The sequence below is a fragment of the Longimicrobiaceae bacterium genome (assembly GCA_036375715.1).
GTDB lineage: Bacteria > Gemmatimonadota > Gemmatimonadetes > Longimicrobiales > Longimicrobiaceae > DASVBS01.
On sequence record DASVBS010000061.1, the window covers coordinates 1 to 22,346 of the forward strand.

General features: G+C 67.3%; 16 protein-coding genes. 15 read left to right on the forward strand and 1 reads right to left on the reverse strand.

Translation table 11 applies throughout. From position 1 onward, the window contains the following. A partial coding sequence (locus VF167_12685) for a hypothetical protein (GenBank protein HEX6926268.1) occupies positions 1-1,802 on the forward strand: 1,802 nt, incomplete at its 5' end. A gap of 25 nt (positions 1,803-1,827) precedes the next feature. On the opposite strand, the gene VF167_12690 is transcribed toward VF167_12685, so the two are convergent. After that, positions 1,828-2,733, reverse strand: a complete 906-nt coding sequence (locus VF167_12690; GenBank protein ID HEX6926269.1) for a serine protease — start codon at positions 2,731-2,733, stop codon at positions 1,828-1,830. 375 nt (positions 2,734-3,108) lie between these two features. On the opposite strand from VF167_12690, the gene VF167_12695 reads away from it, so the two are divergent. From VF167_12695 to VF167_12760, 14 genes are all read left to right on the forward strand, one after another. Beyond that, positions 3,109-3,876: a class I SAM-dependent methyltransferase gene (locus VF167_12695; protein HEX6926270.1), complete on the forward strand. Its 768-nt coding sequence runs from the start codon at positions 3,109-3,111 to the stop codon at positions 3,874-3,876. A gap of 40 nt (positions 3,877-3,916) precedes the next feature. Then, the gene (locus VF167_12700) at positions 3,917-4,345 is read left to right on the forward strand and encodes a cobalamin B12-binding domain-containing protein (protein ID HEX6926271.1); all 429 of its coding nucleotides are present in this window, start codon (positions 3,917-3,919) and stop codon (positions 4,343-4,345) included. Then, positions 4,342-5,985 (forward strand): acyl-CoA carboxylase subunit beta, encoded by a 1,644-nt coding sequence (locus VF167_12705; protein HEX6926272.1) that lies wholly within the window; start codon positions 4,342-4,344, stop codon positions 5,983-5,985. The genes VF167_12700 and VF167_12705 overlap by 4 nt, the downstream gene beginning before the upstream one ends. Positions 5,986-6,126: 141 nt before the next feature. Continuing rightward, positions 6,127-7,503 carry an acyclic terpene utilization AtuA family protein gene (locus VF167_12710; protein ID HEX6926273.1) on the forward strand — a complete coding sequence of 459 codons (1,377 nt, stop codon included), beginning with the start codon at positions 6,127-6,129 and terminating at the stop codon, positions 7,501-7,503. 242 nt (positions 7,504-7,745) lie between these two features. Next, complete coding sequence (locus tag VF167_12715) at positions 7,746-8,657, forward strand: ribonuclease Z (GenBank protein ID HEX6926274.1); 912 nt, start codon at positions 7,746-7,748, stop codon at positions 8,655-8,657. A 512-nt stretch (positions 8,658-9,169) separates the two neighbouring features. Continuing rightward, a complete protein-coding gene (groES, locus tag VF167_12720) occupies positions 9,170-9,475 on the forward strand; it encodes a co-chaperone GroES (GenBank protein ID HEX6926275.1) in 306 nt (101 codons plus the stop codon). A gap of 38 nt (positions 9,476-9,513) precedes the next feature. Next, positions 9,514-11,145, forward strand: coding sequence for a chaperonin GroEL (gene groL / locus VF167_12725; GenBank protein HEX6926276.1), 1,632 nt, complete (start codon positions 9,514-9,516; stop codon positions 11,143-11,145). Positions 11,146-11,547: 402 nt separating this feature from the next. Further along, positions 11,548-12,627, forward strand: a complete 1,080-nt coding sequence (locus VF167_12730; GenBank protein ID HEX6926277.1) for an alpha/beta fold hydrolase — start codon at positions 11,548-11,550, stop codon at positions 12,625-12,627. Positions 12,628-12,712: 85 nt separating this feature from the next. Beyond that, entirely contained in the window at positions 12,713-13,294 is a 582-nt protein-coding gene (locus VF167_12735) for a hypothetical protein (protein HEX6926278.1), read from the forward strand. A gap of 8 nt (positions 13,295-13,302) precedes the next feature. Beyond that, a complete protein-coding gene (locus tag VF167_12740; GenBank protein ID HEX6926279.1) occupies positions 13,303-14,760 on the forward strand; it encodes a hypothetical protein in 1,458 nt (485 codons plus the stop codon). 1 nt (position 14,761) lies between these two features. Continuing rightward, positions 14,762-15,286 carry a hypothetical protein gene (locus VF167_12745; GenBank protein HEX6926280.1) on the forward strand — a complete coding sequence of 175 codons (525 nt, stop codon included), beginning with the start codon at positions 14,762-14,764 and terminating at the stop codon, positions 15,284-15,286. 73 nt (positions 15,287-15,359) lie between these two features. Further along, positions 15,360-17,315, forward strand: a complete 1,956-nt coding sequence (gene thrS, locus VF167_12750; protein ID HEX6926281.1) for a threonine--tRNA ligase — start codon at positions 15,360-15,362, stop codon at positions 17,313-17,315. Between the two features lie 296 nt (positions 17,316-17,611). Continuing rightward, positions 17,612-20,710, forward strand: a complete 3,099-nt coding sequence (locus tag VF167_12755) for a TonB-dependent receptor (GenBank protein HEX6926282.1) — start codon at positions 17,612-17,614, stop codon at positions 20,708-20,710. 8 nt (positions 20,711-20,718) lie between these two features. Continuing rightward, entirely contained in the window at positions 20,719-22,332 is a 1,614-nt protein-coding gene (locus VF167_12760) for a RagB/SusD family nutrient uptake outer membrane protein (protein ID HEX6926283.1), read from the forward strand. Positions 22,333-22,346: the final 14 nt, after the last annotated feature.

Here is a 22,346-nt window from a genome sequence, read left to right on the forward strand (position 1 = left end):
ACGACTCGCTCGCGGTGGCGATCGACCAGCAGGCGATCCCGCTGCCTTCCGTTTTCGCGCGGGTCTTCCCCGAGGTGCGTCAGTACGAGCGTACCGCCCGGCTCATTGCCGCGCAGCTCGGTCCCACCGCCGCGTTCCTTCCCCTGCTGGACCGGCTCGGTGCGCGGATCCACGTCATCCCCCTGCACCAGGATCTGGCGACGGCCATTGGCGATCCTTCCGTCAGGATATCCGTCACCCCGGATCAGCGACGAGGGATGGACCTCCGTGCCGGCTCCGTGGACCTGGTGGGCGCGGTGGGCATCGAGACGATCGAGCAGGGCGCGTTTCAGGGGCGTAGCCCCCTCCTGCGCGAGCTCGTTCACCTCGTGCATACGCACCTGCTCACCGATGCCCAGCGTCGGCGCGTGCTGGAGCTGTACCGCGTCGCCGTACAGGAGGGCCGCACGCTCGACGCGGAGTCCAGGGCGAACGAGCGGGAGTTCCTCGCCCGCGCAATCGAGGCTTACCTCGCTCCCGAACCCGTTCATCCACTCAGCGGGAAGGGGGGAGACTCGCGCGAAGAGCTCCAGCAGAAGGACCCGGAGGCGTATGCCTTCGTGGAGGGACTGGTCGCGGAGATGACGCGCGCGATGGAGGGCGACCCGGCCGCGCTGGCGTCGAATCGGGCTCAGCTCTACGTGGAGCTCGCCCGGCGCGCGTTGCGCGGAACGGATGGTCACGCGGACCCGGGTCGCGCCGCCGCGCTGCTGGATAGTGCGCTGGTGCACGACCCGGGATATCTGCCGGCGATGGTTGCCTACGCCGCGGTCGAGGGAGTGAGGCTCGGGCCGGCGAGCGCCGAGATCTGGCTGAGGAACGCGGAGGGCATCGATCCGGAGTATGCGCCGATCCACGTGCTGCGCTCGCGTCTGCTGGCCCGGAGCGAGCTCTCCCTGCCGGGGACGCTCGATACCCGGATCGCGCACCTGGAACGGGCCGCGACGGTCGAGCGTGAGCCGTGGCTGCGCGGCCAGATCGTGCGTGAGCTCTGGCGGCTGTACGAATCGTCGGGCCTGCTGGCCGAGGCCATCGCCACCGCGGAGGAATTTGCCCGATCCGCATCCACGGAGACCCCTCCCCTCCGGGCGCTGCGAGAAGCCGCGACCGCCGACGTCATGCGGATGCGCCTGCGGGCGGGCTATACCGAAGAGCCGCTCACCTACTTTCGACAGCGGGTGAGTGAGGAGCCACACGACCTGGATTCACGCCGGTGGTATGCGGTGGCGCTGCGCGCTGCCGGCCAACCCGAAGAGGCGCTGAAGATCCTGGCCGACGCCCACGAGCTGCTCACGGCGGCGGGAGTGGCCGACCCGCGGATCTCCGTACCTCTGGCCGAGCTTCGATTGGCGGAGGGGGACAGTGCCGGCGCGTTCGCCCTGCTCGAGCCGATTCTGGAGCCGGATGTGCCGCGGGACACCGTGGTCGACGGTTCTCTGGTTCGGTTGCTGGTCTCGTTGGGGCAGCGGACCGAGGCGCAACGCCAGCTTGCGCTCCAACCGGAGGCGGTGGAGCGCGGTGAGCGAGCGGAGCTGGCGTTTACCCGCGGCTGGATCAGTGCCTGGCGGGGAGACGACGAGATGGCGGAGCGGCTTTACCGCGAGGCGCTCGAGCTCGACCCGTACCACCGGGAAGTGAGGGTGGCGCTCTACCGCCTGCTGCGAGCGCGGGGCCGCGACGCTGAGGCGACCGCTCTGGCGGAGCAGGCCTCAATGCTGCCCCTGCCCCTGGGGCCTGCCTTCCAGGCGGCGATCGCGAATTGAGCGGCAGCGATTTCGGGAGATTTCTTCAGTGGAGCCCCGCCTCGGCGAGCAGACCGGGGAAGGCGGACACCCCCGGGGCCTCTTCGAGCGCGTGCTGCCACAGGGTCGACGGCACCATGTAGCTCGTCCCCTTCTCGCGGGCGTGCAGGAGGCCGATCAGCAGGAAGGTGACTCCGTCGCCGCCTTCTCGCCGGGCGATGAAAACCGGACTGCCACTCTGTCCGTGCTCGACGGGCAGGCTCAGGATGAAGTCGTAGTGAACCGGCCCGAGCTCGTGGCGGCGGTTCAGCTCGACGATCTCTCCCGAATCGATCATCCGCCGACCGCCGTTGGGATAGCCGGTGGTAATGACCTGCATCCCCGCCTCGACCTCGGCCGGGTCGAAGCCGATGTGACCCCCGAAGACGGGCAGTTCCCGATCGGCGCCCACCGTCCGAAGCAGCGTCATGTCGCCCCGCACGTCGCGCGCGATCTCGATCAGCGGGATGTCTTCCGGGGAGTCCTCGCCGTCTTCGGACACCGCGATGAACGTTTGCTCCGGATCCCGCGGTACGGCCCGCGTGTTGTTCCGGTTCTCCTTCAGGAAATGCCCCTCCTGCACCACGTAGTTGGTGGGGTCGGCGACGTGGTGGTTGGTGAGCACCAGGTACTCGGTGCGGCCGTTCACCTCCGTCGTGCCGATGACGATTCCCGAGCCGTGCACCGAGAGGGGGCGCTTCACCACCGAACGCAGGCCGGAGGAGGGATCGGGCACCGTGAGCTCGACCCTGGCATCCGTACGCAGGCGCACCACGCTCGCGCTGATGGCCTCGTACGCCCGGCGGACCTCCGGCTCGAGCGGATCCACCACCGCGGCAGTCTGCGGCATCGCCTTCCCCGCCAGGGCAAACTGAGCGGCTGTCAGGGCGATGGCGACTGCAATTCCGTTCACGACGAGACTCCCGATAAAGGCGCCTGCTCGGTAGACTGCACTCCTGTGACGTAAGCCACCGGGGGTGCAAGGCCCGTGCCCCCCGCGCCACCCTCCAAGCGCTTGTAGCGACGTAGTTTGAGCGCTGCCAAGGGGAGTTGCCGCAGGAGCTTGCGCTCGCGGGGGCAGGGTGGCGCCGTATCTACCTTCGGCTGGTGGGTCCGGCCGCCCTGTGGAGCACCCGCGCCGGGTGTCGCTTGCTCCCCACGCGGGCTCGAAGGATATTCCGCCCGGGTAGCTGCACGTCCTCCAGAACGCACCGATGGCGCCCTTCCGTACGGACCATCCGACTCGCCCGCATTGCCTCGCTTCCGGAGGCGCTGGGCACGCAACCGCTTGCACGATCGCGTCGTGACCGGGGGATCCTCAGGCCGGGCTTGGTGGGAGGAGTACTTCGACGAGGATTTCCTGGCGGTCTACGGCGACCTGCTTTCACCCGAGGAATCCGCCGAGGAAGCCCTGGCCGCGGTCGAGGCGCTCGGCTTGAAGCCGCCCGCCACGATCCTCGATCTCGCCTGCGGCTGGGGGCGCCACTCACTCCCCCTGGCGGAGCTCGGATACACGGTCACCGGGCTCGATCGCTCGGCCACCCTGCTGGAGCGGGCGCACGCAGCCGCGCGGGAGCGGCGGCTTTCACCGGCGTACGTACGCGGTGACCTGCGTGCGCTCCCGTTCTCGGCCTCTTTTGACGCGGTACTCTGTTTCTTCTCCTCGCTGGGGTACTCAACCGACGAACACGATCTCGCGGCACTGCGCGAGGTCCGCCGGGTGCTGCGTCCGGGTGGACGATTGCTGATCGAGACGATGCACCGGGACCTCGTGGCCCGCGAGTTCGTGGAGCGGGACTGGTGGGAGGGCCCGGACGGCTTGCCGGTGCTGGTCGAGCGGGAGTTCGACGCAGTGGCAGGGGTGAGCCGCGAATGGCTGCGGTGGAAGGACGTCGAGAAATACCACGAGATTCGCGTCCGCGCCGCGTCCGAATGGGCTGGCCTGCTCGAGGCCGCAGGGTTCGAGCCGATTGCCTGGCTCGGCGGGTGGGACCTGACCCCCTTCGATCACACCTCCGAGCGCTTGATCGTGGTGGCGGCCCCCCGGTTGCAGTGAGGGGGTGCGACTTCCAGCCTCACTAGCACAGCGAACAACGATGTCGGAGCGGAAAATTCGGGTCCTGGTCGCCAAACCCGGTCTGGATGGTCACGATCGTGGTGCCAAGGTCATCGCGAGCGCACTGCGCGACGCGGGGATGGAGGTCATCTACACCGGCCTGCACCAGACCCCGGAGATGATCGTCAACGCCGCGATCCAGGAGGACGTCGACGTCGTGGCGATGTCCATTCTCTCGGGCGCGCACATGACGCTCTTCCCGCGGGTGAAGGAGCTGCTGGAGGCCGAGGGAGCGGGCCACATCCTGATCACGGGAGGGGGGATCATCCCCGAGGGGGACATGCGGCGGCTGCAGGAGATGGGGATCGGCCGCCTGTTCGGGCCGGGCACGCCGACCAGCGAGGCGGTGCGCTACATCCGCGAGTGGTTCGCGGAGCACGGACGGGATCGCGAGGCTGTCGGTCGGTGAGCGGAGCGGAGGAGTCGGGTTCCCGCCTGGAGGCCCGTTCGCGCGCGCTGCGCGAGCTCTCCGCGCGCCTGCGCGAGGGCGGCGGCCCGCAGCGCATCGCCCGTCAGCACGCCCAGGGGAAGCTGACCGCCCGCGAGCGCGTCTCCCTCCTGCTCGACCCGCGGAGCTATTTTCAGGAGATCGGGCTGCTGGTCGCGCACGACAGCTATGACGGACAGGCGCCGGCCGCGGGCGTGGTCACCGGGATCGGAACCGTCCACGGTGGACCGGTAGTGGTGGTGGCGAACGACGCGACCGTCAAGGCGGGCTCCTGGTGGCCGGAGACGATCACCAAGATGCTGCGGGCGCAGGAGATCGCCATGCGGTCCCGCGTGCCGATCGTCTACCTCGTCGACTCCGCCGGCGTGAACCTCCCCTACCAGGAGGGCGTCTTTCCCGGCCAGTACGGCGCCGCCCGGATCTTCTACTACAACTCGATCATGCGTCGGCGTCTGCGGGTGCCGCAGATCGCCGCCGTGATGGGGCCGTGCATCGCGGGCGGGGCGTACCTGCCCGCCCTCTCCGACGTGATCCTCATGGTCGAGGGGACCTCGTTCATGGGGCTGGGCGGCCCGAACCTGGTGAAGGGCGCCACCGGGCAGACCACCGACGCGGAGACCCTGGGCGGAGCGTACACGCACACCGCCATCTCCGGCGTGGCGCACTACCGCGTGCCCGACGACCGCGCCTGCCTCTCGCGCATCCGCGATCTCATCGCCGAGCTCCCGCGCCCGGAGTCGATCCAGGGCGGCGAAAGAGCTCGTCCCCCCACCCGGCCGATCGAAGATCTCGCCCGCATCCTGCCTGACGACCATCGCCAGCCCTACGAGGTGATGGACCTGCTGGCGTGCCTGCTCGACGAGGGCAGCTTCGACGAGTTCCAGGCCGACTTCGCCCCGGAGATCCTCTGCGCGACCGCGCGCCTCTGCGGGATCCAGGTCGGGCTTCTCGCCAATCGGCGCGGGATGCTGCGGGACGCTCGCGGAGGGCCGCCCAAGCTGGGAGGCATCATCTACCCGGAGAGCGCGGAGAAGGCGTCCTACTTCATCGAGACCATGGACCGCCACGGCACGCCGCTGCTCTTTCTGCAGGACGTCTCCGGGTTCATGGTCGGCACCGAGGCGGAGCACGCGGGGATCATCCGCTCCGGTGCGCGCTTCGTGGAGGCCATGGCCACCACCCGGGTGCCGAAGATCGTGCTCACCATCAACCACGCCTCCGGCGCGGGTTACTACGCGATGGCGGGGCAGGGCTTCGACCCCGATTTCATCTTCACCTGGCCGACGGGCCGGATGGGGGTGATGGAGGGCGACTCGGCGGTCATGGCCCTCTTCAGCGAGCGCCTGGACGCCCTGCGCCGCGAGGGCAAAGAGGCCGACCCCGAGTTGCGCGCCCGCATGGAAGAGGTCCGCGCCGACTACGAGCGCCAGCTCGACGCCCTCTACGCCGGAGCCCGCGGCTGGGTCGACGCGGTGCTGCTGCCCGAAGAGACGCGCCCCGCGCTGGAGCTGGCGCTGCGCACCGCGCTAGCCAGGGGGCGGGGTCCAAATGCGGGGGGTGGGGGTGGTAATTACGAATTACGAATTACGAATTACGAATGATGGCCGGCAGCCGGCGCCGCGCATATGCGAGACTCCGTCCCGTCGGTATTTTGCGGCTGGGGATCACGACGATGATACACCTGACGCGCTTCGTAATCCGTAATTCGTAATTCGTAATTCGTATATCCGCCCCGCGCCCATATGCGTACAACTCCATTGCGTATCGCCTCCGCCCAGGGTTTCTGGGGCGATCAGCTCGACGCGCCGCGGCAGCAGGTGGAGGGTGGGCCGATCGACTACCTCATGCTGGATTACCTGGCGGAGGTGACCATGTCGATCCTGCAGAAGCAGCGGGCGCGGGATGCGTCGGCGGGGTACGCGCGGGACTTCGTGCCGCTGATCGAGGAGATCCTGCCGGCGCTGGTGGAGCAGGGGATCCGGGTGGTGGTGAACGCGGGCGGGGTGAATCCCGAGGGGTGCCGCGACGCGGTGCTGGAGCGCGTGCGTGCGGCCAGGTATTCGGGGCGGCTGCGTGTGGGCGTGGTGACGGGGGACGACCTGCTGCCGCGCCTCGAGGAGTTGATCGAGCGGGGGCACCCGCTCGCGAACATGGAGACCGGGCAGCCGCTGAGCGAGGTGCTCGACCGGGTGCAGAGTGCCAACGCCTACATCGGGGCGGGGCCGATCGTCGACGCGCTGCGGCAGGGGGCGCGGGTGGTGATCACCGGTCGCTCGACCGACACCGCGCTGACCTACGCCCCGATGATTCACGAGTTCGGCTGGAGCCCCACCGATTACGACCGCATCGCCGCCGGCATCGTCGCCGGACACATCAACGAGTGCGGGGCGCAGGCCTCCGGGGGCAACTGCTTGATCGATTGGGAGACGATCCCGGACCTGGCGCGGGTCGGCTACCCGATCATCGAGGCGCAGCCGGACGGCGTGTTCGTGGTCACCAAACACGAGGGGACCGGGGGGCGCATCAACGCGGCGGTGGTGAAGGAGCAGCTCGTCTACGAGATGGGCGATCCGCGCAGCTACATCACCCCGGACGCCGTGGCCGACTTCACCACGATTCAACTGGAAGATCTGGGGAAGGATCGCGTGCGCGTGAGTGGCGTTCGGGGCGGCCCACCCCCCGACAGCCTGAAGGTGAGCATCGCCTACTCGGCCGGCTACAAGGCGGTGGGGACGCTGGTGTACGCCTGGCCCGACGCGGTCGCCAAGGCCCAGGCCGCCGACCGCGTGCTGCGCGAGCGGCTCGACCGGCTCGGCCTGCGCTTCGACGAGATCCTGACCGAGTACGTGGGATGGAACGCCACGCACGGCCCGCTGGCGGGCGACCCGCCCCCGGACCTCCCCGAGGTGACCGTGCGCTGGGCCGTGCGAGCCCAGGATCCCGCCCCCGTAGAGCGCTTCACCAAGGAGATCGCCCCCCTGGTGCTCGCCGGCCCGCCCTCCGTCACCGGCTTCGCCGGCGGCCGCCCCCGCGTCCAGGAAGTCGTCGCCTACTGGCCCGCGCTGATCCCGCGCGCCGAGGTCGAGGGGCGGGTGAGGGTCGAGGTGGTCACGGCGTGAGATGCCGGCGGAATCGGGAGTGTGGAATTACGAATTACGAATTACTGGTTCGAGGGCGTCAACCGACGTCCTGCAATTGACGAGGATGCGATGCGGAGGTACTCATCCGACCCGCTCGCGGGCCGGCTTGCAGCTGTACGATCCGCGCCCGTTAGCTCGCGCGCGTCGTTCGTAATTCGTAATTCGTAATTCGTAATTCGTAATTCGTAATTCGTAATTCGTAATTCCCCGCTCCCTTACCGATGCGTATCACGTTCTTGGGCACCGCCGCCGCCCGGCCGACGGTGGGTCGGAATGTCAGCTCGCTCACCGTACAGCGGGAGGGGGAGTTGCTGATGTTCGATTGCGGCGAGGGGACCCAGCGCCAGATGATGCGCTTCGGCACCGGCTTCGCGCTGGACGACATCTTCTTCAGCCACCTGCACGCGGATCACTTCCTGGGGGTGATCGGGCTGCTGCGCACGCTGGGGCTGCAGGGGAGGGAGGAGCCGATGCGCCTGTGGACGCCGCGGGGCACCGAGGAGATCCTGCGGACGGCGGTGGACCTGGGCGTGGAGCGGGTGGGCTTCGAGGTGGCCATCATCGGGGTGGAGCCGGGAGAGGCGATCGACCGGGGCGCATACGAGATCGTTCCCTTCCGCTCGACGCACGGGCCGCGCTGTGTGGGTTATGCGATCCGCGAGCGCCCGCGCCTGGGCCGCTTCGACCCGGTGCGTGCGCGCGAGCTGGGGGTTCCGGAGGGGCCGCTCTGGGGGAAGCTCCACCGCGGCGAGGCGGTCGAGGTCGACGGCCGGCGCATCGACCCAAGCGAAGTCGTGGGAGCGCCCCGCCCGGGGCGCCTCGTCGTTTATACCGGCGACACCCGCCCCTCCCGCTACACCGTCGAGGCTGCCGAAGAGGCAGATCTCCTCATCCACGAAGCCACCTTCGGCGCGGACGAAGCGGAGCGGGCGCGCAGCACCGGACACTCCACCGCCCGCGAGGCCGCACGCATCGCGCGGGAGGCGCGGGTTCGCCGGCTCGTGCTCACCCATTTCTCGCCCCGCTACGCCGACGATCCTCGCGCCCTCGAGCGCGAAGCGCGGGCGGTGTTCCCGGAAGTCACAGCGGCGTACGACGGAATGGTGGTGGAGGTGCCTTTTCGGGACGGCTGAGATTCCGGTTGGGGGGTCGGGGGGGAGCCAGGAGTCAGAAGCCAGAAGCTAGAAGTTAGAAGCTAGAAGGGTGGCGGAGCGAGGCTCCCGGGATCGGGATACGACACGGAGAAAGAAACACGGAGGACGCAGAGGTAAGTCCCTGAACAACCCCCGATTTCTTCTGGAAACGCTATACAACCGGGGGATTTGGGGGAATCGGGTTTCCTCCGTGCCCTCCGTGATTACCTCCGTGTCCTCCGTGTTTCCATCTCTGGGAAGCTGGAAGCCGAAGCGCGGGTTGTTCCCTCCTGTCGCTGCGGCAAATTGGCGCGGCCGCGGCAGCCCGCCGGGTCGGGATCTCTGCCTTTTTGGCGCTCTGGAAACGGCACATCTCCTGCACAGAAACGGGCCGTCTTGCGGGGGTTGACGCCACCCGGCGCCCCCGTATCTTACCAGGCCGTGTTAGCACTCGCTCGTGATGAGTGCTAACAGCGTACGTTTCAACCATCATTCACGGAGGGGCATATCGTATGGCCACCGCGACCGATCTGAAGGTCAAGCCGCTGGCGGACCGCGTCGTCGTCAAGCCTCTGGAGGAAGCCGAGCAGATGCGTGGCGGCCTCTACATTCCCGACACGGCCAAGGAGAAGCCGCAGCAGGGCGAGATCGTCGCCGTCGGGCCGGGCAAGATGACCGACGATGGGAAGCGGATCGAGATGGAGCTGAAGGTCGGCGACCGGGTCCTGTACGGGAAGTACAGCGGCACGGAGGTCACCCTCGACGACACCCAGTACCTGATCCTGCGCGAGGCGGACGTCCTCGCCGTGATCGGCTGATTCGCTTCTCCCCAATCTACCGGTAGAGGAGGCAATTCATGGCTGCGAAGGAGCTTGTGTTCAGCGCCGACGCCCGGGCTTCGCTCAAGAAGGGCGTCGACAAGCTGGCAGAGGCAGTGAAGGTCACGCTGGGCCCCAAGGGTCGGAATGTGGTCATCGACCGGAAGTTCGGCTCCCCGCTCATCACCAAGGACGGCGTCACCGTCGCCAAGGAGGTGGAGCTCGAGGATCCGATCGAGAACATGGGCGCGCAGATGGTGAAGGAGGTCGCGACCAAGACCAGCGACCTGGCCGGTGACGGCACCACCACCGCGACCGTGCTCGCCCAGGCCATCTTCCGTGAGGGTCTGAAGAACGTCACTGCCGGCGCCAACCCGATGTCGCTGAAGCGGGGCATCGACAAGGCTGTCGACAAGGTGGTCGACTACCTCCAGGGCATGTCGGTCTCGACCGCCGGCAAGAAGGAGATCGCCCAGGTCGGTACCATCTCCGCGAACAACGACGAGGAGATCGGCAACCTCATCGCCGACGCGATGGAGAAGGTCGGCAAGGACGGCGTGATCACGGTCGAGGAGGCCAAGGGGATCGAGACCACCCTCGAGACCGTGGACGGCATGCAGTTCGACCGCGGGTACACTTCGGCTTACTTCGTCACCGATCCGGATCGGATGGAGGCGGTCCTCGAGGATGCCCTCGTCCTGATCCACGACAAGAAGATCTCGGCGATGAAGGACCTTCTCCCGGTGCTGGAGAAGGTGGCGCAGCAGGGCCGTCCGCTCCTGATCATCGCGGAGGACATCGAGGGTGAGGCGCAGGCCACCCTGGTGGTGAACAAGCTGCGTGGCACCCTGAAGGTGGTGGCGGTGAAGGCGCCGGGCTTCGGCGATCGTCGTAAGGCGATGCTGCAGGACATCGCGGTCCTGACCGGTGGCCAGGTGATCTCCGAGGAGCTCGGCTTCAAGCTGGAGAACGCCGTCCTCAGCGACCTCGGTAAGGCGAAGCGGATCGTCGTCGACAAGGACAACACCACCATCATCGACGGCGGCGGCAACCCCGAGGCGATCCAGGGCCGGATCAAGGAGATCCGCGCGGCCATCGAGAAGTCGACCAGCGACTACGACCGCGAGAAGCTGCAGGAGCGGCTCGCCAAGCTTGCCGGCGGCGTGGCGGTGATCAACGTGGGCGCCGCGACCGAGACCGAGATGAAGGAGAAGAAGGCTCGGGTCGAGGACGCGCTGCACGCGACCCGCGCCGCGGTGGAGGAGGGCATCGTGCCGGGCGGCGGCGTGGCGCTGCTGCGGGCGCAGTCGGCGCTGAAGGACTTCCGCCTCGAGGACGAGGACGAGAACATCGGTGTGCGCATCGTGGAGCGCGCGCTCGAGGAGCCGATCCGGCAGATCGTGCAGAACGCCGGTCTGGAGGGCTCCATCGTGGTCGAGAAGGTGCGCAGCAACGAGACTGCCGCCTTCGGCTTCAATGCCCGCACTGAGACGTACGAGAACCTGGTCGACGCCGGCGTCATCGACCCGACCAAGGTGACCCGTACGGCGCTCCAGAACGCCGCCTCCATCGCCGGGCTGCTGCTGACCACCGAGACCGTGGTGGTCGAGAAGCCCGAGAAGGAGAAGGCGCCGCCGATGCCGGGTGGCGGCGGCATGGACATGTACTGATCGCCGCAACACCCTTCGTGGGAAGAATGGGGCCCGGCTCGAGTGATCGAGCCGGGCCTTTTCGTTGTTGAATTGGGGGCGCCCGCCCCGCGAGACTGGCGGGTCGGCGGATGATGCGCAATGATACGGACCGGTCCGCCAACGTGACCTGGATATTGCCCGCGAGGCCGTCCCTTGTGGGCGCCCGCACGCCGGCAACAGGGGCGGGTTCGTTTGGCGCCGCGCCCCGGCGATGCCCCCCGCGAATGCCTGGGTTTCGCGCCCCGTGAGTCCGGTTGCGGTAACGCCTCGCCTGGTGGCGCCTGCGGGGGATGTGCCTCCGAAATGTCTGGGATCCCTCGCTATTTCCCGTAGGGGCGCCCCTACGGGCGATTACCAGACCTATTCACGCTCCTGACCCCTATGCGCCGATCAGCCGCTCCCCTAGCGCTATCCCTGCTCCTCTCGCTGGCGCTCGCCGCTCCCGCCCGCGCCCAGCAGCAAGACACCCTCACCCCCGTCGTCCCCCTCAAGGGCACCCTCGAGCGCATCACCGTGCACGGCAAATCCCTGGAGGGTAACCTCGCGGGCGACTCCCCCGACCGGCCGGTCACCGTGTACCTGCCGCCGAGCTACCAGAGCTCTCCCCAGCGGCGCTATCCCGTCGTCTACCTCCTGCACGGGTTCACCGACAACGACCTGCAGTGGATGGGGTGGCGCGAGCACTTCGTGAACGTGCCCGCGGCCATGGAGCGCGCCCTCGAGGCGGGCACGGCGGGGGAGATGATCCTGGTGATGCCGAACGCCTTCACCGCCTTCGAGGGGAGCTTCTACGGCAGCTCGGTCAACACCGGCGATTGGGAGACCTACGTGGCGGGGGAGCTGGTGGCCTACATCGACAGCCACTACCGCACGCTCGCGCAACGCGAGAGCCGGGGGCTGGCCGGTCACTCCATGGGCGGATACGGCACGCTGCGCATCGGCATGAAGCGCCCCGACGTGTTCTCAGCCATCTACGCGATGAGCCCGTGCTGCCTGGCACCGAATCTCAATGCCGGCGGGGGACCCAACGCCGCGCAGCTCGAGCAGATCCGCAGCGTGGAGCAGGTCCATCAGGCGAGCTTCTTCGTGAAGGCAGTGTTCGCGAGCGCCGCCGCCTGGTCGCCGGATCCCAACAAGCCCCCGCTGTACCTCGACCTTCCCACCGAGAACGGGGAGGTGCAGCCGGATGTCGTCGCCCGCTGGGTGGCCAACGCGCCGCTGGCCACAGTCCACCAGTACGTGCCGGAGCTTCGCTCCCTTAGCGCCATCGCGCTGGACGCCGGGGCGCAGGACCGCGGCATCGCCGAGACGACGCGGCAGTTCTCCGAGGTGCTGACCGAGTACGGAATCGAGCACTTCGTGGAGATCTACGACCCCGGCGATCACATCAACCGCGTCGACGAGCGGGTGGAGGAGCACGTGCTCCCGTTCTTCACCCGGCATCTGGAGGGCGCTCGGTGACCCTTGCCGGGCGGGCCGTGCGCTGACACTATATAGGAGCCTTCCTCTGCTACGGCCTCAGACCACCCTGCCTCCCTGACGCCACATGCACACTACCCTGTACGGCGGTGCGCCAGCCCATCCCACGACGCTGATCGAGCGCCTCAACACCGTGGGGCATGAGCGCGGTCTCCAGATCTTCATGGCCATCGTGCTCGCCCACTGGGCGGAGCATCTCGCCCAGGCGTTCCAGATCTACGTGCTGGGCTGGCCGCGTCCTCAAGCCGGTGGCGTGCTGGGTCTGTTCTTCCCCTGGTTGGTCAGCTCGGAAGTGCTCCACTACGGCTATGCCCTGGTCATGCTGATCGGCATCTGGGTGCTCCGCTCGGGTTTCGTGGGCCGTGCCCGCACCTGGTGGATGATCTCCTTCGGCATCCAGTTCTGGCACCACATCGAGCACGCGCTTCTGCAGGGCCAGGCACTGATCGGGGAGAACCTCTTCAACTCGCCCGTCCCGATCAGCATCGCGCAGCTCTTCATCCCGCGCGTGGAGCTCCACCTCATCTACAACACGCTGGTCTTCATCCCGATGGTCATCGGGGTCTATTACCATATGTTCCCGGCCGCGGAGGAGGCATCGCGGATGCGCTGCACCTGCGCGGTTCACCCGCACGTCGTACCCGCCTGACCACAGTGGTGAGTGTACAGGAACCGGCCTCCGGGGCACGTCCCGGGGGCCGGTTCGACCTGCTTCGCATCCCCGCCCTGGGGCGGTTTCTACGCTGGCGGTTCGCCCGGCCGGTGTTGCAGGCGATCCTCCTCGTGGCGGCCGCCGCCATCGTCTTGCACGGGTTCTTCGGCCCCCGCCTGGCGCCCCAGAACCTGGCAACGCTGCTGACCTGGATCCACTACCGTGGCATCCTGGTGCTGGTGCTGGTGGCCGCCGGCAACCTGTTCTGCATGGGCTGCCCCTTCATGCTCCCGCGCAATCTGGCGCGGCGCTTCTTCAAGCCGGTCCTCAACTGGCCGCGCTGGCTGCGGAACAAGTGGCTGGCCATCGCCCTCTTCGTGGCCATCCTGTTCGCGTACGAGCGATACGCTCTTTGGGGTGCCCCGCGCTGGACCGCCGCGCTGATCCTCGCCTACTTCGTCGCCGCGCTGCTCATCGACGGGCTCTTCCGCAACGCTTCCTTCTGCAAGTACGTCTGCCCGCTCGGGCAGTACAACTTTACCGCGTCGATGGTGTCGCCGCTGGAGGTCGCCGTGGCGGATCCCGACGTCTGCGCGACCTGCACCACGCACGACTGCATCCGGGGGCGCCGGGACCCCGCCGGTGAGATCGTTCAACGGGGGTGTGAGCTGGCGCTCTTCCAGCCGCTCAAGGTCGGCAACACGGACTGCACCTTCTGCCTGGACTGCGTGCACGCCTGTCCGTACGACAACGTCGCGATCACCACGCGCCTCCCCGGGTCGGAGCTGTGGAACGACCAGCGCCGCTCCGGCGTCGGACGGCTCTCCCAAAGAAAGGATCTCGCCGCGCTCGCCCTGCTCTTCGTCTTCGGGGGATTGATCAATGCCTTTGCGATGGTGCATCCCGCCCACGCGCTGCAGGCGTGGCTGGGGGGCATCTTCCGCCTGAGCTCGGAGTCCGCGACCCTGGGCCTCCTGTTCCTGGTGATGCTCGTTCTGGCCCCCGCGCTTCTGCTCGCTTCCGCCGCCGGGATGACGCGCGCCGCCACCCGCGCCAGTGAACCGATCCTATCCGTGATCACCCGTTTCGCGTATGCCCTGATTCCCATGGGCCTGGGGGTCTGGCTGGCGCACTACGCCTTCCACCTGCTCACCGGCCTCTGGACGGTGGTCCCCGTGACCCAGCAGGCGCTCCGTGACCTGGGCCTCACCTGGGTCGGCGAGCCGCACTGGATGCTGACCGGCCTTCCCGAGGAGTACGTCGCGCCGCTGGAGATCGGCTTCCTCGCGCTCGGCTGGGTGGCCTCGCTGGTGGTCGCTTTCCGCATCGCCGAGCGCGATCATCCCGCGCGGCCGGCGCCAGCGTTCCTGCCCTGGGCGGCGGTGGCGACGGTGGTTCTGGCGGCTGCAGTCTGGACGATGGGGCAGCCGATGGCGATGCGTGGCTCGATGATGGGGATGTGAGGTGACGAGGTCCGCCCGGAGATCGTTCTCGGCTCTGTTGCTCGGGCTGGCGCTGTTGCTCTCGCCGCGTCCGGTTCTCGCCCATGAGGGACCGCCGTTCCCCATCATCGTGGACGAGCGGGTGGGCCCTTACGTGGTTTCGGTCTGGACCGACCCGGACATCGGCATCGCGACCTTCTTTGTGGTCCTGGAGCCGGCGCACGGCGACGAATTGCCGCCGGGTACGGTGGTGCGGATCGGGGTGCAGCCGGTATCGGGCAGGCTTCCCGAGAAGGTCTATGACGCGGAACCCCAGCCGGTGCGCTACGGGGAGAGGCACTACGCCGAGGTCGAATTCGATCGGGGGGAGATGTGGCGCGTGCGGGTCCGGCTGGACGGCCCGGGCGGCGATTCGGAGCTGTTCACCGAGGTCGAAGCGACCCCCGACGGGACCATCGGACCGATCGGGCTGGTGATCTACGCTCTCCCCTTCGTCGCCATCGGCTTCATCTGGCTCAAGGCGGTCCTGCGGCGGAGGCAGGCTTAAAGCCGGTCTTTATGTTTGCGTCCGAGGCTGGTAGTTTCCTGCCCCTGACGGCAGGACCTACCAGGAGCTCGAGATGACGCAGACGGTCGATACCACGCAGCGAATCCGCATTACCCTTCCCGACGGCTCGCAACGCGAAGTACCCCGCGGAACGACGGTTCTCGAGCTGGCGGAATCGATCGGCCCGCGTCTGGCGAAGGCGGCCATCGCCGGAAAGGTCGATGGCCAGGTCGTCGACCTCTCCCGTCCCATCGAGGCCGATGCCCGGGTCGAGATCCTGACCGAGAAGAGCCCCGAGGCGCTGGACGTACTGCGTCACTCCGCGGCGCACGTGCTGGCCACGGCGGTGCGCCAGGTGCGCCCCGACGCCAAGATCGGGTTCGGGCCGCCCATCGAGGACGGCTTCTACTACGACTTCGAGGTCGACCACCCCTTCACCGAAGAGGAGCTCGCGGAGATCGAGCGCCGCATGGCGGAGGTATCCGCCGCGTCACAGCCGTTCGAGCGGCGAGTCGTGTCGGCCGAGGAAGCCCGTCAGCTCTTCGCGGACGACCCCCTGAAGCTCGAGCGCCTGGAAGAGTTCGGGGAGGACGAGGTCATCACCGTCTACCGCAACGGACCCTTCCTCGACCTCTGCCGTGGACCGCACGTACCGGAAACGGGGCGCATCCGGCACTTCAAGCTGCTGAATACGGCGTCTGCCTACTGGCGAGGGGATTCCCGTCGGCAGACGCTGCAGCGCATCTACGGAACGGCCTGGTTCACCCAGAAGGATCTCGAGGACTACCTGCATCGGTTGGAGGAGGCGAAGAAGCGTGACCATCGCCGCCTCGGCCGCGAGCTCGACCTCTTCCTCTTCCATCCCTACTCGCCCGGCGCGGCATTCTGGACGCACCGCGGCACCATCGTCTACGACGCCCTGGTGGGGTGGATGCGCGAGGTGCTGCTGGCGAACGATTACCAGTTGGTGAAGACACCCCTGCTGTACAACAAGGGGCTCTGGGAGATCTCCGGGCACTGGGGCAAGTACCGGGAGAACATGTTCCTCGTGCTGGACAACGAGACCGAGGAACACGACTTCGGCCTCAAGCCGATGAACTGCCCCTCGCACCACCTGCTCTACGCCACCCGGAAGCACTCCTACCGCGAGCTGCCGATCCGCTACGCCACGCAGGACGTGCTGCACCGCAACGAGGTCTCCGGTGCGCTGAGCGGCCTCACGCGCGTAAGGCAGTTCCAGCAGGACGACGCGCACATCTACCTGGCCGAGAACCAGATCGCCGACGAGGTGAAGCGGCTGGTCGCGCTGCTGGATTCGTTCTACGACAAGCTCGGGCTCACCTACACGGCGAAGTTCGCGACGCGGCCCGAGGTGCGGATCGGCGACGACGCCACCTGGGACCGCGCCGAGGCGGCCCTCCGGCACGCGCTGGAGGCGACCGGCCTCCCCTACGAGCTGAAGGAAGGCGACGGCGCCTTCTACGGCCCCAAGATCGACTTCGACGTCTCCGATTCCATCGGGCGGAAGTGGCAGCTCGGGACGATCCAGCTGGATTACCAGAACGCCGAGCGCTTCGACCTCACCTATACGGGAGAGGACAACCACGAACACCGGCCGGTGATCATCCACCGGGCGATCTTCGGCTCCTTCGAGCGGTTCATCGCCATCCTGGTGGAGCATTTCGCGGGTGCGTTCCCGCTCTGGCTCGCGCCGGTGCAGGTGCTGGTCCTCCCCATCTCGGACGATCAGCTCCCCAGTGCGCGGGAGCTGGAGGCGCAGCTGCGGGCCGCCGGGATCCGGGCCGAGGTCGACGCCAGGAGCGAGACGCTCAACTACAAGATCCGCGAGGCGGAGACGCAGAAGGTGCCGTACATGGGGGTGGTCGGTGGACGGGAAGCGGAGGCGGGCACGGTGGCGGTCCGCGTGCGCGGTGCCGGGCGAAAGCAGGTCATCCTCCCGCGCGACCGCTTCGTGGAGCAGCTCGCCGCGCAGATCGCGTCGAAGACGCTCGACCTCGGTGTCGAGTAGGGATGCACGCCCGTCGATGATTGGTGAGATCGTTTCCTGAAGGGCCGTGACGGAGCAACACGACGCCGACGGCGCAGGATGCGCCGTCGGTCCGTCGACCGCTCCGACACGGCCCTTGCCGTTCAGCCATCTGCCGCCCCAGCCAGCCTCGTAAGCGCCCGCCAGGGCATCTTTTGAGTACGTTGTTGCCGAACCAAACGCTCGCGGAGCCGTCCGCTCCCGCAGGGGAGTCGACCTCCACTTTCTGTCCCCCGGGGACTCGACGTCCCCTCCTCCTCCACCCGGGAAGCAGTGCTATGAGCAGATCTCGTGTGCTACGAGCACTGGTCGTGATGGCCACTGCAGGTGGCCTCATGGCGATCGGCCAGGTCGCAGAGGCCAGCCCCAGCCTGACCGCTCATCGCTGGATGCGGCAGGTGCCAGCGCAGCAGTCGCAGGGAACGATCAGCGGAATCGTCACCGATTCCACGAGCGGCGCGCCGCTCGCGAACGCGAGCGTGCAGGTAGTCGGAACCGATCAGGTAGCCGTCACGGACAATGCCGGCCGCTTTCTCATCTCCAACGTTCCCGCGGGAACCCAGACGGTACGCGTCGGGCTCATCGGGTACCAGCAGGTCGAGCGGCAGGTCGAGGTGACCAGCGGCGCCACCGTGGAGGCGAATTTCACGCTCGCGCCCGCGGCCGTCGCACTGGAAGAGCTCGTCGCCGTGGCGTATGGCACGCAGCGGCGCGGCGACCTCACCAGCGCGGTTACCGCCGTGGGTGGCGAGGAGCTGGCCGAGCGGCCCGCGCGCAACATCCAGTCGGCGCTGCAGGGACGGGCGCCCGGCGTGACCGTCTGGGACCAGGGCGGTGAGCCCGGCGCGGCCGACATGTACTTCCGCATCCGCGGCACCACGACGCTGGGCAATAATGCCCCTCTCGTGATCGTCGACGGCATCGAGCAGAACTGGTCATACATCAATCCCAATGAGATCGAGAGCATCTCGATCCTCAAAGACGCGGCTTCCACCGCGATCTACGGCTCGCGGGGGGCGAACGGCATCGTCCTCATCACCACCAAGCGCGGGCGTGAAGGTGATTTCCGCGTGAGCTACAACACCTCCTTCGATTTCCAGAATCTGGCCACGGTCCCGGAGCACATGGAGACCGAGGAGTACCTCCGCCTGCAGAACATCGCCTACCAGAACCGCGGCAGCGAGCCGCCCTATTCGGAGGAGGAGATCGCCCTCTACCTCAGCGGCGAAGATCGCCTCCGTTATCCGCTGCCGAATACCTGGTTCGAGACGGTGATCCAGGACAACGCTCCGATGCAGAACCACTCGCTGACTGTTTCCGGCGGGACGGAGCGCCTGACCTCGCTGGTGGGACTGAACTACTTCGACCAGCAGGGGATCTATCCGAACCGGGATGCACAACGGTACAGCCTGAGGCTGAACAACGACCTGCGGCTCAACGACCGCCTGAGCCTCGGCGCCGATCTGAACGTGCGCCGCAACCTGCGCCGTACCACCAACTTCGGCAGCCTGTACCACCGGATGATGCACGGGTCGCAGTTCGCGGTACCTCGCTTTCCGGATGGGACTTACGGGCTCAGCGCCCAGGGACACAATCCGCTGCTGTACTCCGACCCGGACTACTACGGTCGGACCAAGTGGCAGATCGACTACAACGTCCTGAACCTCACCGGCGACTGGGAGATCCTTCCCGGCCTCAGTCTGCAGAGCCAGTTCGGGATCGAGGCGGAGAAGCTCTCGCGCCTGCAGAACAACCCCACCTTCGAGGTTCGCGACTACTGGAACCCGTCGGTGATTCTCAAGCAGAACAACGTCAACACGCTGGAGGAGCAGCGGCAGGAATCGCTGCAGACGACCTGGAACACCACACTCACCTGGCGTACGGAGTTCGGCGACCACGGGCTGACCCTGCTCGGCGGGTATAGCGAGATCGCCTTCGACGGCAACAACCTGACGGCCGGGGGCCGCAACTTCTACAACAACGACATCCGCGCGCTGGGCCAGAGCGATCCGGAGAACCGGGATCTGGGCAGCTCCTACACCGACTGGGGGCTGCGCTCCTTCTTCGGCCGCCTGAACTACGCCTACGCCGACCGCTACCTCATCGAGGCGAACATGCGGTACGACGGCTCCAGCCGCTTCCCGCCGGGCGATCGCTACACCTTCTTCCCCTCGCTCTCGCTGGGTTGGCGCGTGTCTGACGAGCCGTTCTGGGAGCCGCTCAGCGCCACCATCAATGAGTTCAAGCCGCGCGTCTCCTGGGGCCGTGCGGGCAATCAGAACGTCGGCCTCTACAGCTATTTCGACCGACTGGCGGTGGGGAACGACTACGTGTTCAACGGCACGCCGGTGACCGGAGTGCGGCAGAACTCGATGACCTCCACCGATCTCACCTGGGAGACGACCACGCAGACCAACATCGGCCTCGACGCAGCCCTCTTCGACAACCGGCTGGAGGTGACCTTCGACTGGTTCGACAAGACCACCGAGGGAATTCTGCTGAACCTGCCGGTACCGGGGGTCCTCGGGTTGAACCCAGCCCCCACCAACGCGGGCAGCGTCAAGAACGTCGGTTGGGAGCTGGCGCTACAGCACCGGGGGGCGTGGCGGGAGGTCGATTACGGCGTCTCGCTCAACGTCTCCGACGTGAAGAACGAGATCGTCGACCTCGCCGGCACCGGACCGTACTTCAGCGGGGAGAAGAACTGGTTCGTTCGCCAGGAGGGATATCCGATCGATGCCCTCTGGGGCTACCGCACGGACGGCTACTACACCCAGGAGGACCTCGATGCGGGCTATCCGACCTGGGCGGCGGACGCGGCCCCGGGTGACATCAAGTACGTCGACCTCAATGAGGATGGGGTGATCGGGCCGGACGATCGGACCGTGCTGGGCTCCACGCAGCCGCGCTACACCTACGGTGCGGCGCTGGACCTCGGCTGGCGGAACTGGGACCTCAACCTCCACGCCCAGGGAGTCGGCAAGCAGGACATGGCCATCATGGGCGCGTATGTCGAGAACGGGAGCTGGGAGGGCTTCGCGTTGAAGATCGGCGAGGACTACTGGACTCCCGAGGATCCCGATGCGCGCTTCCCCCGTCCGCAGAAGCAGACCCAGAAGAATACCGAGCCGTCGGATCACTGGGTGATCGACGCCTCCTATTTCCGGCTCAAGAACGTGCAGCTCGGCTACACCTTGCCGCAGTCGCTCACCGATCGCGCAGGTCTGCGGCGCATGCGCCTCTATGTGGGCGGGACCAATCTCTTCACCAGATCGGACCTCACGGAGTGGGGCACGGACGCGGAGACCGTCACTGGTCGGACCGACTACTACCAGCCGGTGAAGACCTACACGATCGGGCTGAACGTAGACCTGTGAGGAGAGCGATGAATCTCAAGCTGCACAGATTTCCGGCGCTCGCGCTGGTCGCCGTGCTGGCGGCCTGCCAGGGCGACCTGCTGGATAGTCGGCCGACCGACTCCCTGAACGACGCGATCTTCTGGCAGTCGGAGAGGGACGCGGTGAACGCGGTGAACGCGCTCTACCCGTTTCTCCCCGGCCAGGGAGAGATGCAGTGGGACATGATGTCCGACATCGGCCACACCACCAACACCGCTGCCCAGACCGCCAGCGTGGAGCGCGGTACCCACAACGCGGAGATGGGGTTGATCGGCAACACCTGGGACAACGCCTACCAGGGGATCCGGGCGGCCAACTACTTCCTGGAGAACCTGCCGCGGGTGCTGGAGAACGACCCCTCGATGAGCACCGAGCTGGCCGCGCGGCTGGAGGCCGAGGCCCGCTTCATCCGGGCGTTCCTGTATGCGCGGCTGGTGATGTTGTACGGGGACGTACCGCTCGTGACCCACACGCTGACGCTGGAGGAGAGCAAGCAGGTTACGAGGGCACCGGCGGACGAGGTGTGGGACTACATCTCGAGCGAGCTCCAGGAGGTCGCCGAGGTGCTGCCCGAGAGCTATCCGAGCAGCGACATCGGCAGGATCACGAGGGGTGCCGCCCATGCGATGCGCGCCCGCGCCATGCTCTACGCCGGTCGCTGGCAGGAGGCCGCGGAAGCGGCGAAGGCCGTGATGGACATGGGGGTCTACTCCCTCCATCCCTCCTACGAGGATCTCTTCACTTACGCCGGCGAAGGGAACGCCGAGGTGATCCTGGATCGGCAGTACGCGCAGGACGTCGCGGCGAACTCCTTCTTCCAGAGCTTCGGCCCGCGCGGCATGAACGGCAGCGTGGGCATCTCGCCGACCCGCACGCTGGTCGACGCCTACGAGACGATCAACGGGCTGCCGATCGACGAGGATCCCGAGTACGATCCGCTGAACCCGTACGCGAACCGGGATCCGCGGCTGGACTACACGCTCTTCCTGCCGGCCTTCTCCGACGACGTGCCCGGCGAGCTGCTGTACAACGGCCAGGAATACGATCCGCGACCCGGCTCCGGTACGGCGGACGAGGTCGAAGTGGACTTCCAGCGGACCAAGACCGGCTTCAACACCCAGAAGTACGTCCTCCCCGAGGACATGAACGATCGCAGCAACGGCGGGACGAATTTCATCCTGATTCGTTACGCGGACGTGCTCCTCATGTACGCCGAGGCGAAGATCGAGCTGGGGGAGATCGACCAGAGCGTGTACGATGCGATCAACGCCGTCCGGCAGCGGCCGGATGTCGGACTGCCGCCCATCGAGCCGGGCAAGAGCCAGGAGGAGATGCGGGAGATCGTGCGAAGAGAGCGGACGGTCGAGCTGGCGATGGAGGGGCTGCGCTTCTTCGACATCCGGCGGTGGCGCACTGCGGACGAGGTGATGCCTGGTCCGATTCCCGGGATGCGCTACATCCGCAGCGGCGAGACCGAGGTGCGCACCCTCACCTACGGCGGCGTGGTCCGCGCCTTCAATCCGGATCGCGATTACCTGTGGCCGATTCCGCAGCAGGAGCGGGTGCTGAACCCGAATCTGACGCAGAACCCCGGGTATTGAGGTCGGTGGTCATG